Origin of the sequence: Streptococcus sp. 1621, assembly GCF_013276615.1 — a bacterium.
In the GTDB taxonomy this organism is placed as follows: Bacteria; Bacillota; Bacilli; order Lactobacillales; family Streptococcaceae; genus Streptococcus.
The window spans coordinates 25740-41059 of record NZ_VMLJ01000001.1 but is presented as its reverse complement, the minus strand read 5'-3'; the positions used below and the strand labels follow the sequence as shown (position 1 = coordinate 41059).

Sequence of the window (15320 nt, the reverse complement as noted above, 5' to 3'; positions counted from 1 at the left end):
ATGAGACTGATTTGTATGAGAAAATTTAACAGCCATTCGATTCCGATTCGGCTTAATTTATTGTTTTCAATTGTCATTTTGCTCTTTATGACCATTATTGGTCGTTTGTTGTATATGCAGGTTTTGAACAAGGATTTTTACGAAAAAAAGCTAGCCTCAGCTAGTCAGACCAAGGTCACAACTAGTTCTGCCCGTGGGGAAATCTATGATGCTAGTGGAAAACCTTTGGTAGAAAATACGTTAAAACAGGTTGTTTCCTTTACGCGTAGCAATAAAATGACGGCTACAGACTTAAAAGAAATAGCTAAAAAGTTACTGACTTATGTGAGCATCAGTTCGCCAAATTTGACAGAACGCCAGCTGGCTGATTACTATTTGGCTGATCCTGAAATCTATAAAAAAACAGTGGAAGCTCTCCCAAGTGAGAAACGCTTGGATTCAGATGGCAATCGCCTATCCGAATCAGAACTGTATAACAATGCGGTCGATAGTGTTCCAACAAGTCAACTAAACTATACAGAGGATGAAAAGAAAGAAATCTATCTTTTTAGTCAGTTAAATGCTGTTGGAAACTTTGCGACAGGAACCATTGCGACAGATCCTCTAAATGATTCTCAGGTGGCTGTTATTGCCTCTATTTCAAAGGAGATGCCTGGCATTAGTATTTCTACTTCTTGGGATCGAAAGGTTTTGGAAACTTCCCTTTCTTCTATAGTAGGTAGTGTATCGAGTGAAAAAGCTGGTCTCCCAGCAGAAGAAGCAGATGCTTATCTTAAAAAAGGTTACTCTCTAAATGACCGTGTTGGGACTTCTTACCTAGAAAAGCAATACGAGGAAACCTTGCAAGGTAAACGCTCGGTGAAGGAAATTCATCTAGACAAGTACGGTAATATGGAAAGTGTCGAAAATATCGAAGATGGTACCAAAGGGAATAATATTAAACTGACCATTGATTTGGCCTTTCAAGATAGCGTGGATGCCTTGCTGAAAAGTTATTTCAATTCAGAGTTGGGAAATGGTGGAGCCAAGTATTCTGAAGGTGTCTATGCAGTCGCCCTTAACCCAAAAACAGGTGCTGTTTTGTCTATGTCAGGGATTAAACAGGACTTGAAAACGGGAGAGTTGACGCCTGATTCCTTGGGAACGGTAACCAATGTCTTTGTTCCAGGTTCGGTTGTCAAGGCGGCGACCATCAGCTCAGGTTGGGAAAATGGAGTCTTGTCAGGAAACCAGACCTTGACAGACCAGTCCATTGTCTTCCAAGGTTCAGCTCCAATTAATTCTTGGTATACTGCCTTTTCTGTGCCAATGCCGATTACAGCGGTTCAGGCTCTAGAGTATTCATCCAATGCTTATATGGTCCAAACAGCCTTAGGTCTTATGGGGCAAACCTATCAACCAAATATGTTTGTCGGAACCAGCAATCTAGAGTCTGCTATGGGGAAATTGCGTTCAACCTTTGGCGAATATGGCTTGGGGTCTGCGACCGGGATTGACCTACCATATGAATCTACTGGATTTATTCCCAAAGAGTATAACTTTGCCAATTTCATCACCAATGCCTTTGGGCAGTTTGATAACTATACGCCGATGCAGTTGGCTCAGTATGTAGCAACTATTGCAAATGATGGTGTTCGTGTGGCTCCTCGTATTGTTGAAGGCATTTATGGAAATAATGATAAGGGAGGACTGGGCGACTTGATTCAGCAACTGCAACCGACAGAGATGAATAAGGTCAATATATCCGACTCCGATATGAGTGTCTTGCACCAAGGTTTTTATCAGGTTGCTCATGGGACTAGTGGATTGACAACTGGACGTGCCTTTTCAAATGGTGCCTTGGTATCCATTAGCGGAAAAACGGGTACAGCCGAAAGCTATGTGGCAGATGGTCAGCAAGCAACCAATACCAATGCGGTAGCCTATGCCCCATCTGATAATCCCCAAATCGCTGTTGCAGTAGTCTTTCCTCATAATACCAATCTAACAAATGGTGTAGGACCTTCCATTGCGCGTGACATTATCAATCTGTATCAAAAATACCATCCGATGAACTAGAAAGGAAATTATGCTTTATCCAACACCCATTGCCAAGCTGATTGACAGTTATTCTAAGTTACCAGGTATCGGGATTAAGACGGCTACGCGTCTGGCCTTTTATACGATTGGGATGTCTGATGATGATGTCAATGAATTTGCAAAAAATCTCCTTTCTGCTAAGAGAGAACTGACCTACTGTTCTATTTGTGGACGTTTGACAGACGACGATCCTTGTTCTATCTGTACCGATCCAACTCGTGACCAGACAACGATTTTGGTGCTAGAGGATAGTCGGGATGTGGCGGCCATGGAAAATATCCAAGAATACCATGGACTCTATCATGTCCTGCATGGCCTTATTTCTCCTATGAATGGTATCAGTCCAGACGATATCAATCTCAAGAGCCTTATGACTCGTCTGATGGATAGTGAAGTTTCAGAGGTCATCGTAGCAACCAATGCCACAGCAGATGGGGAAGCGACTTCCATGTATCTTTCCCGCTTACTCAAGCCAGCTGGGATTAAGGTTACGCGTCTGGCACGAGGCCTTGCTGTGGGAGCAGATATCGAGTATGCGGACGAAGTCACACTCTTACGAGCCATTGAAAATCGGACAGAGTTGTAAGTGTAGGTAAATTTACGAACTTCATCCATTTATAAAAAATCAAGGAGGCTGAAAATCGTTCATATCGGCCTCTTTTTGTATAGTGTGATGAGTAGGATCAGGTTCAAGTTTTAAAAAAACAAGCAAATATGATATACTAAAGAGCGAGTATTCTAGTAGAATTAGGACAAATAATATGAAACAAACGATTATTCTTTTATATGGTGGGCGTAGTGCAGAGCGTGAAGTCTCTGTCCTTTCAGCTGAGAGTGTCATGCGTGCGGTCAACTACGATCGTTTCACAGTTAAGACTTTCTTTATCAGTCAGTCAGGTGACTTTATCAAAACGCAGGAATTTAGTCAGACTCCAGGTCAAGAGGACCGTCTCATGACCAATGAAACTATTGATTGGGATAAGAAAATTGCTCCAAGTGCTATCTATGAAGAAGGGGCAGTTGTCTTTCCAGTTCTTCACGGTCCGATGGGAGAAGATGGTTCTGTTCAAGGCTTCCTCGAAGTTTTGAAAATGCCTTATGTTGGTTGTAACATATTGTCATCTAGTCTTGCCATGGACAAAATCACGACCAAGCGTGTGTTAGAATCTGCTGGCATTGCTCAAGTTCCTTATGTGGCTATCGTTGAAGGTGATGATATGACTTCTAAAATCGCTGAAGTGGAAGAAAAATTGACTTATCCAGTCTTCACTAAGCCGTCAAATATGGGTTCAAGTGTCGGTATTTCTAAATCTGAAAATCAAGAAGAACTCCGTCAAGCCTTGAAACTTGCCTTCCAATATGACAGTCGTGTTTTGGTAGAGCAAGGGGTCAATGCCCGTGAAATCGAGGTTGGACTCTTGGGAAACTACGATGTCAAAAGCACGCTGCCAGGAGAAGTTGTCAAGGATGTTGCCTTCTACGACTACGATGCCAAGTATATTGACAACAAGATTACCATGGATATCCCAGCTAAAATCAGTGATGATGTGATAGCTGTCATGCGTCAAAATGCAGAAACGGCCTTCCGTGCCATTGGTGGTCTAGGTCTATCTCGTTGCGATTTCTTCTATACAGACAAGGGAGAGATTTTCCTAAACGAGCTCAATACTATGCCAGGTTTTACCCAGTGGTCTATGTATCCACTTCTTTGGGACAATATGGGAATCAGCTACCCAGACCTAATTGAGCGACTGGTTGACCTTGCCAAGGAAAGTTTTGACAAGCGCGAAGCGCATTTGCTATAAAAATGAAAGAGAGGGTAGAAGCCAGAACCATCACTGCAAGGTGATCAGAGTTCTCGGGCTTCGACCCTTTTTAAAGGAGTAGAAATGAAATTAACTATCCACGAAGTTGCCCAAGCTGTTGGAGCGAAAAATGATGTCAGCATCTTTGAGGACATCCAGTTAGAAAATGCTGAGTTTGACAGTCGTTTGATTGAGGAAGGGGACTTGTTTGTGCCCCTCAAAGGTGCGCGTGATGGCCATGACTTTATCGAAACAGCCTTTGAAAATGGTGCTGCTGTAACCCTGTCTGAGAAAGAGCTTGTAAATCATCCCTACATTCTAGTAGACGACGTGTTGACTGCCTTTCAAAAACTAGCAGCCTATTATCTTGAGAAAACGGCTGTTGATGTCTCTGCAGTTACAGGTTCAAATGGTAAGACGACGACCAAGGATATGTTGGCGCATTTGCTATCAACAACCTACAAAACCTACAAAACACAAGGAAACTACAACAACGAGATTGGTCTTCCCTACACAGTTCTCCATATGCCTGAAGGGACAGAAAAGTTGGTCTTGGAGATGGGACAGGATCACTTGGGAGATATTCATCTCTTGTCTGAATTGGCTCGTCCAAAAACAGCCATCGTGACCTTGGTTGGAGAAGCCCATTTGGCCTTTTTCAAAGACCGTTCTGAGATTGCCAAAGGAAAAATGCAAATTGCAGACGGGATGGCAGCTGGTTCCTTGCTTTTAGCGCCAGCTGACCCTATTGTAGAGGCCTACTTGCCAGCTGATAAAAAGGTGGTCCGTTTTGGGCAAGGAGCTGAGTTGGAAATTACCGACCTGGTAGAACGTAAGGATAGTCTGACCTTTAAGGCTAATTTCTTGGAACAAGCCCTTGACTTGCCGGTAACTGGCAAGTACAATGCCACCAATGCTATGATTGCGTCCTATGTTGCCCTACAAGAAGAGGTTTCAGAGGAGCAAATTCGTCAGGCCTTCCAAAATCTTGAATTGACGCGTAACCGTACCGAGTGGAAGAAAGCAGCAAATGGAGCAGATATCCTGTCTGACGTATATAATGCCAATCCAACTGCTATGAAGTTAATTTTGGAGACTTTTTCTGCCATTCCAGCCAATGAAGGGGGCAAGAAAATTGCGGTTTTAGCGGACATGAAGGAACTGGGTAACCAGTCAGTTCAACTCCATAACCAGATGATTTTGAGCCTCTCGCCAGATGTGCTTGATACCGTGATTTTCTATGGAGAAGATATTGCTGAATTAGCCCAATTGGCTAGTCAAATGTTCCCAATCGGCCACGTTTACTACTTCAAAAAAACAGAAGATCAAGACCAATTTGAAGACCTAGTCAAGCAGGTCAAAGAAAGCCTTGGAGCCCACGACCAAATCCTACTCAAAGGCTCCAATTCTATGAATCTAGCCAAACTGGTAGAAAGTTTAGAAAATGAATGCTAGTGATTTTGCCAAACATTTACGTATTTCTAAATTCATTTTTTTTAAGTAGCATGGTATAATAAAATGCAGGAAAATTTTGAATCATGAGGAAGACTAGATGAATTTATGGGATATTTTCTTTACGACCCAAGCCACAGAGCCACCCCAATTTGACCTTTTTTGGTATGTCAGTATATTTACACTCTTGGCTTTGACCTTTTATACAGCCTATCGTTATCGTGAAAAGAAGGCCTACCAACGATTTTTCCAGATTTTACAGGCCGTTCAGTTAATCCTACTTTATGGTTGGTACTGGGTCAATCATATGCCACTATCAGAAAGCTTACCCTTTTACCATTGCCGTATGGCCATGTTTGTGGTACTTTTGCTTCCTGGTCAGTCCAAATATAGGCAGTATTTTGCATTACTAGGAACATTTGGGACATTAGCAGCCTTTGTTTATCCAGTGTCAGATGCCTATCCTTTCCCCCATATCACTATTTTATCCTTTATTTTTGGGCATTTAGCACTCTTGGGGAACTCTCTAGTTTATCTATTGAGACAGTATAATGCGCGATTGCTGGATGTGAAGGGGATTTTTCTCATGACCTTTGCCCTAAATGCCTTGATTTTTGTAGTTAATTTGGTGACAGGTGGAGATTACGGATTCCTGACAAAACCACCATTGGTTGGGGACCATGGCTTAGTAGCTAATTATTTAATCGTTTCCCTGGCCCTGGCAGCAGCGATTACATTGACAAAGAAAATCTTGGAATTATTTTTAGAACAAGAAGAAGAAAAAATGATCGCAAAGAAAGCTTAACACAGAGCTTTCTTTTTTTGTCTTAGAGAGTTTTTACAAGCAGCTTATAAAATAAAAATTTCTGAATAGACAAACTCAAAAATTGGCTGGGAAATTTAGGAAAAAAGCAAGCACGATTAAAATTTTTGTGTTATAATATTCTGTGAATAGCTATGCCTAGGTTTAGCTATGGAATAATACGAAGTGCGAAACTTGGAAGATAGAGAGGATGCGATGTAATGGCTAGAGAAGGCTTTTTTACAGGTCTAGATATTGGAACAAGCTCTGTCAAGGTGCTTGTAGCCGAGAAGAGAAATGGTGAATTAAATGTAATTGGCGTGAGTAATGCCAAAAGTAAAGGTGTAAAGGATGGAATTATTGTTGATATTGATGCAGCAGCAACTGCTATCAAATCAGCTATTTCCCAAGCAGAAGAAAAGGCAGGCATTTCGATTAAATCAGTGAATGTCGGCTTGCCTGGTAATCTTTTGCAGGTCGAACCAACTCAAGGGATGATTCCAGTAACATCTGATACCAAGGAAATTACGGATCAAGATGTTGAAAATGTTGTCAAATCAGCTTTGACAAAGAGTATGACACCTGACCGTGAAGTCATTACCTTTATTCCTGAAGAATTTATTGTGGATGGTTTCCAAGGGATTCGTGACCCACGTGGCATGATGGGGGTTCGCCTTGAAATGCGTGGCTTGCTTTATACAGGTCCTCGTACTATCTTGCACAATTTGCGTAAGACGGTTGAGCGTGCAGGTGTTCAGGTTGAAAATATTATCATTTCACCACTAGCAATGGTTCAATCAGTTTTGAATGAAGGTGAACGTGAATTTGGTGCTACAGTGATTGATATGGGGGCAGGTCAAACGACTGTCGCTACAATCCGTAACCAAGAACTCCAGTTTACCAATATTCTCCAAGAAGGCGGAGATTATGTAACTAAGGATATCTCTAAAGTCTTGAAAACTTCTCGCAAATTAGCAGAAGGTTTGAAACTGAATTACGGGGAAGCCTATCCGCCTCTTGCAAGCAAAGAAACCTTCCAAGTAGAAGTTATTGGAGAAGTAGAAGCAGTCGAAGTGACGGAAGCCTACTTGTCAGAAATTATTTCTGCACGAATCAAGCACATCCTTGAACAAATCAAGCAAGAATTAGATAGAAGACGTCTATTGGAGCTCCCTGGTGGTATTGTCTTAATCGGTGGGAATGCCATTTTACCAGGTATGGTTGAACTTGCTCAGGAAGTCTTTGGCGTCCGTGTCAAGCTTTATGTTCCAAATCAAGTTGGTATCCGTAATCCAGCCTTTGCGCATGTGATTAGTTTATCAGAATTTGCGGGTCAATTAACAGAAGTTAATCTTTTGGCTCAGAGAGCGATAAAAGGTGAGAATGATTTAAGTCATCAGCCAATTAGTTTTGGTGGGATGCTGCAAAAGACAGCTCAGTTTGTACAATCAACGCCTGTTCAACAAGCTCCTGCTCCAGAAGTAGAGCCGGTGGCTCCTACAGAACCAATGGCGGATTTCCAACAAGCTTCACAAAATAAACCGAAATTAGCAGATCGTTTCCGTGGCTTGATCGGAAGCATGTTTGACGAATAAAGAGGAAAAATAAATTATGACATTTTCATTTGATACAGCTGCTGCTCAAGGTGCAGTGATTAAAGTAATTGGTGTCGGTGGAGGTGGTGGCAATGCCATCAACCGTATGGTCGACGAAGGTGTTACAGGCGTAGAATTTATCGCAGCAAACACAGATGTACAAGCATTGAGTAGTACAAAAGCTGAGACTGTTATTCAGTTGGGGCCTAAATTGACTCGTGGTTTGGGTGCAGGAGGTCAACCTGAGGTTGGTCGTAAAGCTGCTGAAGAAAGCGAAGAAACACTGACGGAAGCTATCAGTGGTGCAGATATGGTCTTCATCACTGCTGGTATGGGAGGAGGTTCTGGAACTGGAGCTGCTCCTGTTATTGCTCGTATCGCTAAAGATTTAGGTGCTCTTACAGTTGGTGTTGTAACACGTCCGTTTGGTTTTGAAGGAAGCAAACGTGGACAATTTGCTGTAGAAGGAATCAATCAACTGCGTGAGCATGTAGACACTCTATTGATTATCTCAAACAACAACTTGCTTGAAATTGTTGATAAGAAAACACCGCTCTTGGAGGCTCTTAGCGAAGCGGATAACGTTCTTCGTCAAGGTGTTCAAGGAATTACCGATTTGATTACCAATCCAGGATTGATTAACCTTGACTTTGCCGATGTGAAAACAGTTATGGCAAATAAAGGGAATGCTCTTATGGGGATTGGTATCGGTAGTGGAGAAGAACGTGTGGTAGAAGCGGCGCGTAAGGCAATTTACTCTCCACTTCTTGAAACAACAATTGACGGTGCTGAGGATGTTATCGTCAACGTAACTGGTGGTCTTGACTTAACCTTGATTGAGGCAGAAGAGGCTTCACAAATTGTGAACCAGGCGGCAGGTCAAGGAGTGAACATCTGGCTCGGTACTTCAATTGATGAAAGTATGCGTGATGAAATTCGTGTAACAGTTGTCGCAACGGGTGTTCGTCAAGACCGCGTAGAAAAGGTTGTGGCTCCACAAGCTAGACCGACTACTAACTACCGTGAGACAGTGAAACCAGCTCATTCACATGGCTTTGATCGTCATTTTGATATGGCAGAAACAGCTGAATTGCCAAAACAAAATCCACGTCGTTTGGAACCAACTCAAGCATCTGCTTTTGGTGATTGGGATCTTCGCCGTGAATCGATTGTTCGTACAACAGATTCAGTCGTTTCTCCAGTTGAACGCTTTGAAGCCCCAACATCACAAGATGAAGATGAATTGGATACACCTCCATTTTTCAAAAATCGTTAAGTAAATGAATGTAAAAGAAAATACAGAACTTGTTTTTCGAGAAGTTGCAGAGGCTAGTCTGAGTGCTCATCGAGAGAGTGGTTCAGTCTCTGTCATTGCAGTTACCAAGTATGTAGATGTACCGACAGCGGAAGCCTTGCTTCCGCTAGGTGTTCATCATATCGGTGAAAATCGTGTCGATAAGTTTCTGGAAAAATATGAAGCTTTAAAAGATCGAGATGTGACTTGGCATTTGATTGGTACCTTGCAAAGACGTAAGGTGAAAGAGGTCATACAATTTGTCGATTATTTCCATGCCTTGGATTCCGTCAAGCTAGCAGAGGAAATTCAAAAAAGAAGTGACCGAGTTATCAAGTGTTTCCTTCAAGTAAATATTTCTAAAGAAGAAAGCAAACACGGTTTTTCGAGAGAGGAACTGCTGGAAATCTTGCCAGAGTTAGCCAGACTAGATAAGATTGAATATGTTGGTTTGATGACGATGGCACCCTTTGAAGCTAGCAGTGAGCAGTTGAAAGAGATTTTCAAGGCAACCCAAGATTTACAAAAAGAAATCCAAGAAAAACAAATTCCAAATATGCCTATGACAGAGTTAAGTATGGGAATGAGTCGTGATTATAAAGAAGCGATTCAATTCGGTTCCACCTTTGTTCGTATAGGTACATCATTTTTTAAGTAGGAGAGAACCATGTCTTTAAAAGATAGATTCGATAGATTTATAGATTATTTTACGGAGGATGAGGATTCAAGTCTCCCTTATGAAAAAAGAGATGAGCCTGTGTTTACTCCAGTAAATTCTTCACAGGAACCGGCTCTCCCAATCACTCAAACTCCACAATCAGCTGGAACAAAGGAGAACAATATCACCAGACTGCATGCAAGACAACAGGAATTGGCAAATCAGAGCCAGCGTTCAACTGATAAGGTAATTATAGATGTTCGTTATCCTAGAAAATATGAAGATGCAACAGAAATTGTTGATTTATTGGCAGGAAACGAAAGTATCTTGATTGATTTTCAATATATGACAGAAGTGCAGGCCCGTCGTTGTTTGGACTATTTGGATGGGGCTTGCCATGTTTTAGCTGGAAATTTGAAAAAGGTAGCTTCTACCATGTATCTGTTGACACCAGTGAATGTTATTGTCAATGTAGAAGATATTCGTTTACCAGATGAAGAACAAAATGGTGAGTTTGGTTTTGATATGAAGCGAAATAGAGTACGATAATGATTTTTTTAATTCGTATGATTTATAATGCAGTGGATATTTACTCCCTGATTTTGGTGGCCTTTGCTGTCATGTCTTGGTTTCCAGGTGCCTATGAATCAAGTTTAGGTCGTTGGATTGTAGCGTTGGTAAAACCAGTTCTTGCTCCCTTGCAACGCCTGCCTTTACAGATAGCAGGTCTTGATTTATCTGTTTGGGTTGCGATTGTTTTGATTCGATTTTTAGGAGAAAACCTAGTCCGTTTTCTGGCGATGATAGGATGAATAAAGGGATTTACCAGCATTTCTCCATAGAAGATCGTCCATTTCTTGACAAGGGAATGGAATGGATAAAGAAGGTAGAAGATAGCTATGCTCCTTTTTTAACTCCTTTTATCAACCCTCATCAGGAGAAGCTATTAAAGATTTTGGCCAAAACTTATGGTCTTGCTTGTAGCAGTAGTGGGGAATTCGTCTCGAGTGAGTATGTTCGAGTTTTATTATACCCAGATTATTTCCAGCCAGAGTTTTCAGATTTTGAAATATCTCTCCAGGAAATAGTGTATTCCAATAAATTTGAACACTTAACGCATGCTAAGATTTTAGGGACAGTCATCAATCAATTAGGGATTAAACGGAAACTTTTTGGAGATATCCTAGTAGATGAAGAACGGGCGCAGATTATGGTCAATCAGCAATTTCTTCTTCTCTTTCAAGATGGATTAAAGAAAATTGGCCGTATACCCGTTTCGCTGGAGGAACGTCCTTTCACCGAGAAAATAGATAAGATAGAGCAGTACCGAGAGCTGGATTTATCTGTGTCTAGTTTTCGATTAGATGTTCTTTTATCAAATGTTTTGAAACTATCTAGGAATCAAGCAAACCAGTTGATTGAAAAGAAACTTGTCCAAGTAAATTATCATGTGGTAGACAAATCAGATTACACTGTTCAAGTCGGAGACTTGATTAGTGTGAGAAAATTTGGGCGCTTGAGATTGCTTCAAGATAAGGGACAAACAAAAAAAGAGAAGAAAAAAATAACCGTCCAGTTATTATTAAGTAAGTGAGGAATAGAATGCCAATTACATCATTAGAAATAAAGGACAAAACCTTTGGAACTCGATTCAGAGGTTTTGATCCAGAAGAAGTCGATGAATTTTTAGATATTGTGGTTCGTGATTACGAAGATCTTGTTCGTGCGAATCATGATAAAGATTTGCGTATTAAGAGTTTAGAAGAGCGTTTGTCTTACTTTGACGAAATGAAAGATTCATTGAGCCAGTCTGTATTGATTGCCCAAGACACAGCTGAGCGAGTGAAACAAGCGGCACATGAACGTTCAAACAATATCGTTCACCAAGCAGAACAAGATGCGCAACGCTTGTTGGAAGAAGCTAAATATAAGGCAAACGAGATTCTTCGTCAAGCAACAGACAATGCTAAGAAAGTTGCTGTTGAAACCGAAGAATTGAAGAACAAGAGCCGTGTCTTCCACCAACGTCTTAAATCTACAATTGAGAGCCAGTTAGCTATTGTTGAATCTTCAGATTGGGAAGATATTCTCCGTCCAACAGCTACTTATCTTCAAACCAGTGATGAAGCTTTTAAAGAAGTGGTTAGCGAAGTACTTGGAGAACCGATTCCAGCTCCAATTGAGGAAGAACCAATTGATATGACACGTCAGTTCTCTCAAGCAGAAATGGCAGAGTTACAAGCTCGTATTGAGGCAGCCAATAAAGAATTGGCTGAATTTGAAGCTCAGGCTAAACAGGAAGTGGAAAATCCAACTCCTGTAGTGAGTCCTCAAATGGAAGAAGAGCCTGCTCATCCAGTTGGTCCAATGTACGAAGAACCAGAAGTAGCTCCAGTACATCCTTCGGCTCCAACACCAGCTACAGAAACGTTTGATTCAGCACCAGGATTTGAAGCACCGCAAGAATCTGTTACAATTTTATAAGAAATATTCTGAGAACAATATCTTATCCTTATATTTCCAGCGAGCAGGAGATGGTGTGAGTCCTGCATTCCCTAACGATAAGATTATCCTCTCAAAAACTCAAGTCTGAATGGAGTAAGATTTGACGTTCCCCACGTTACGGGATAAGAGGGAGAAAGACTAAATCTTTTTCCGAATAAAGGTGGTACCACGATTTTCGTCCTTTTTGGCAGTCGTGGTTTTTAATTTGTTATTATTTATAAAGGAGATACCATGAAACTCAAAGATACTCTTAATCTTGGGAAAACAGCTTTCCCAATGCGTGCAGGCCTTCCTACCAAAGAGCCAGTTTGGCAAAAGGAATGGGAAGATGCAAAACTTTATCAACGTCGTCAAGAATTGAACCAAGGAAAACCTCATTTCACCTTGCATGATGGCCCTCCATACGCTAACGGAAATATCCACGTTGGACATGCGATGAACAAGATTTCAAAAGATATCATTGTTCGTTCAAAATCTATGTCAGGTTTTTACGCACCATTTATCCCGGGTTGGGACACTCATGGTCTGCCAATCGAGCAAGTTTTGGCAAAACAAGGTGTCAAACGTAAAGAAATGGACTTGGTTGAGTACTTGAAACTTTGCCGTGAATATGCTCTTTCTCAAGTAGATAAACAACGTGAAGACTTTAAACGTTTGGGTGTTTCTGGTGACTGGGAAAATCCATATGTGACTTTGACTCCTGATTATGAAGCAGCCCAAATCCGTGTATTTGGTGAGATGGCTAATAAAGGTTATATCTACCGTGGTGCCAAGCCAGTTTACTGGTCTTGGTCATCTGAGTCAGCCCTTGCTGAAGCAGAGATTGAATATCATGACTTGGTTTCAACTTCCCTTTACTATGCCAACAAGGTAAAAGATGGCAAAGGTGTTCTAGATACAGATACTTATATCGTAGTCTGGACAACAACTCCATTTACCATCACAGCTTCTCGTGGTTTGACGGTTGGAGCAGATATTGATTACGTTTTAGTTCAACCTGCTGGTGAAACTCGTAAGTTTGTCGTTGCTGCAGAATTATTGACTAGCTTGTCTGAGAAATTTGGTTGGGCTGATGTTCAAGTGTTGGCAACTTACCGTGGTCAAGAATTGAACCACATCGTAACAGAACACCCATGGGATACAGCTGTAGATGAGCTCGTTATCCTTGGTGACCACGTTACCACTGACTCTGGTACTGGTATTGTCCATACAGCCCCTGGTTTTGGTGAGGACGACTACAATGTTGGTATTGCTAATGGTCTTGAAGTTGCAGTCACTGTTGACGAGCGTGGTATCATGATGAAGAATGCTGGTCCTGAGTTTGAAGGTCAATTCTATGAAAAGGTGGTTCCAACTGTTATCGAGAAACTTGGCAACCTCCTTCTTGCCCAAGAAGAAATCTCTCACTCATATCCATTTGACTGGCGTACGAAGAAACCAATCATCTGGCGTGCAGTTCCACAATGGTTTGCCTCAGTTTCTAAATTCCGCCAAGAAATCTTGGATGAAATTGAAAAAGTGAAATTCCACTCAGAATGGGGTAAAGTCCGTCTTTACAACATGATCCGTGACCGTGGCGACTGGGTTATCTCTCGTCAACGTGCTTGGGGTGTTCCACTTCCTATCTTCTACGCTGAAGACGGTACAGCGATTATGACTGCTGAAACGATTGAACACGTGGCTCAACTCTTTGAGGAACATGGTTCAAGCATTTGGTGGGAACGTGATGCCAAAGACCTCTTACCAGAAGGATTTACTCATCCAGGTTCACCAAATGGTGAATTCAAGAAAGAAACAGATATCATGGACGTTTGGTTTGACTCAGGTTCATCATGGAATGGAGTGGTTGTAAACCGTCCTGAGTTGACTTACCCAGCAGACCTTTACCTAGAAGGTTCTGACCAATACCGTGGTTGGTTCAACTCATCACTCATCACATCTGTTGCCAACCATGGTGTAGCACCTTACAAACAAATCTTGTCACAAGGTTTTGCCCTTGACGGTAAAGGTGAGAAGATGTCTAAATCTCTTGGAAATACTATTGCTCCAAGCGATGTTGAAAAACAATTTGGTGCTGAAATCTTGCGTCTCTGGGTAACAAGTGTTGACTCAAGCAATGACGTGCGTATCTCTATGGATATCTTGAGCCAAGTCTCTGAAACTTACCGTAAGATTCGTAACACTCTTCGTTTCTTGATTGCCAATACATCTGACTTTAACCCAGCTCAAGATGTAGTCGCTTACGATGAACTTCGTTCAGTTGATAAGTACATGACGATTCGCTTTAACCAGCTTGTCAAGACCATTCGTGATGCCTATGCGGACTTTGAATTCTTGACAATCTACAAGGCCTTGGTGAACTTTATCAACGTTGATTTGTCAGCCTTCTACCTTGATTTTGCCAAAGATGTTGTTTACATCGAAGGTGCTAAATCACTGGAACGCCGTCAGATGCAGACTGTTTTCTATGACATTCTTGTGAAAATCACGAAACTCTTGACTCCAATCCTTCCTCACACAGCAGAGGAAATCTGGTCATACCTTGAGTTTGAAGCAGAAGACTTCGTTCAATTGTCAGAATTGCCAGAAGCAGAGACATTTGCTAATCAAGAAGAAATCTTGGATACATGGGCTGCCTTCATGGACTTCCGTGGACAAGCTCAAAAAGCCTTGGAAGAAGCACGTAATGCAAAAGTTATCGGTAAATCACTTGAAGCTCACTTGACAGTTTATCCAAACGAAGTTGTGAAAACTCTACTTGAAGCAGTAAACAGCAATGTAGCTCAACTTTTGATCGTGTCAGACTTGACCATCGCAGAAGGGCCAGCTCCAGAAGCTGCCGTTAGCTTCGAAGATGTAGCCTTCACTGTTGAACGCGCTGCAGGCCAAGTATGTGACCGTTGCCGTCGTATCGACCCAACAACAGCAGAACGCAGCTACCAGGCAGTCATCTGTGACCACTGTGCAAGTATCGTAGAAGAAAACTTTGCGGACGCAGTCGCAGAAGGATTTGAAGAGAAATAAGGTTGAAAAGTTTCTATGCGTCTAGTATATAAAAATCAGTTATTCCAAGTTTATAATCTCTCTTGTGAGATGCTAAAGTTTGATGAGAATTGGTTTTGCTAATACT

The 15320-nt window shown here is 41.6% G+C and carries 13 protein-coding genes; all 13 read left to right on the top strand.

The genetic code is table 11. The features are described 5' to 3' along the window. The gene (gene pbp2b / locus HT697_RS00160) at positions 1-2058 is read left to right on the top strand and encodes a penicillin-binding protein 2B (RefSeq protein WP_173261612.1); all 2058 of its coding nucleotides are present in this window, start codon (positions 1-3) and stop codon (positions 2056-2058) included. Between the two features lie 10 nt (positions 2059-2068). Beyond that, positions 2069-2665, top strand: coding sequence for a recombination mediator RecR (recR, locus tag HT697_RS00155; protein ID WP_000966754.1), 597 nt, complete (start codon positions 2069-2071; stop codon positions 2663-2665). A 175-nt stretch (positions 2666-2840) separates the two neighbouring features. After that, positions 2841-3884 (top strand): D-alanine--D-alanine ligase, encoded by a 1044-nt coding sequence (locus HT697_RS00150; RefSeq protein WP_173261609.1) that lies wholly within the window; start codon positions 2841-2843, stop codon positions 3882-3884. Positions 3885-3968: 84 nt separating this feature from the next. Continuing rightward, the gene (gene murF / locus HT697_RS00145) at positions 3969-5339 is read left to right on the top strand and encodes a UDP-N-acetylmuramoyl-tripeptide--D-alanyl-D-alanine ligase (protein ID WP_173261606.1); all 1371 of its coding nucleotides are present in this window, start codon (positions 3969-3971) and stop codon (positions 5337-5339) included. A 97-nt stretch (positions 5340-5436) separates the two neighbouring features. After that, complete coding sequence (locus tag HT697_RS00140; protein WP_173261603.1) at positions 5437-6141, top strand: TIGR02206 family membrane protein; 705 nt, start codon at positions 5437-5439, stop codon at positions 6139-6141. A 218-nt stretch (positions 6142-6359) separates the two neighbouring features. Beyond that, a complete protein-coding gene (ftsA, locus tag HT697_RS00135; protein ID WP_173261600.1) occupies positions 6360-7733 on the top strand; it encodes a cell division protein FtsA in 1374 nt (457 codons plus the stop codon). Positions 7734-7749: 16 nt separating this feature from the next. After that, positions 7750-9009, top strand: coding sequence for a cell division protein FtsZ (ftsZ, locus tag HT697_RS00130; RefSeq protein ID WP_000144272.1), 1260 nt, complete (start codon positions 7750-7752; stop codon positions 9007-9009). 4 nt (positions 9010-9013) lie between these two features. Next, entirely contained in the window at positions 9014-9685 is a 672-nt protein-coding gene (locus HT697_RS00125; RefSeq protein WP_173261597.1) for a YggS family pyridoxal phosphate-dependent enzyme, read from the top strand. A gap of 9 nt (positions 9686-9694) precedes the next feature. Beyond that, positions 9695-10234, top strand: coding sequence for a cell division protein SepF (locus HT697_RS00120; RefSeq protein WP_173261592.1), 540 nt, complete (start codon positions 9695-9697; stop codon positions 10232-10234). Further along, complete coding sequence (locus HT697_RS00115; protein ID WP_000576512.1) at positions 10234-10497, top strand: YggT family protein; 264 nt, start codon at positions 10234-10236, stop codon at positions 10495-10497. The genes HT697_RS00120 and HT697_RS00115 overlap by 1 nt, the downstream gene beginning before the upstream one ends. Next, positions 10494-11279, top strand: a complete 786-nt coding sequence (locus HT697_RS00110; RefSeq protein WP_173261589.1) for an RNA-binding protein — start codon at positions 10494-10496, stop codon at positions 11277-11279. Before HT697_RS00115 ends, HT697_RS00110 begins: the two co-directional genes overlap by 4 nt. 8 nt (positions 11280-11287) lie before the next feature. After that, a complete protein-coding gene (locus tag HT697_RS00105; protein WP_345789520.1) occupies positions 11288-12169 on the top strand; it encodes a DivIVA domain-containing protein in 882 nt (293 codons plus the stop codon). Between the two features lie 252 nt (positions 12170-12421). Continuing rightward, positions 12422-15214 (top strand): isoleucine--tRNA ligase, encoded by a 2793-nt coding sequence (gene ileS / locus HT697_RS00100; RefSeq protein WP_173261585.1) that lies wholly within the window; start codon positions 12422-12424, stop codon positions 15212-15214. Positions 15215-15320: the final 106 nt, after the last annotated feature.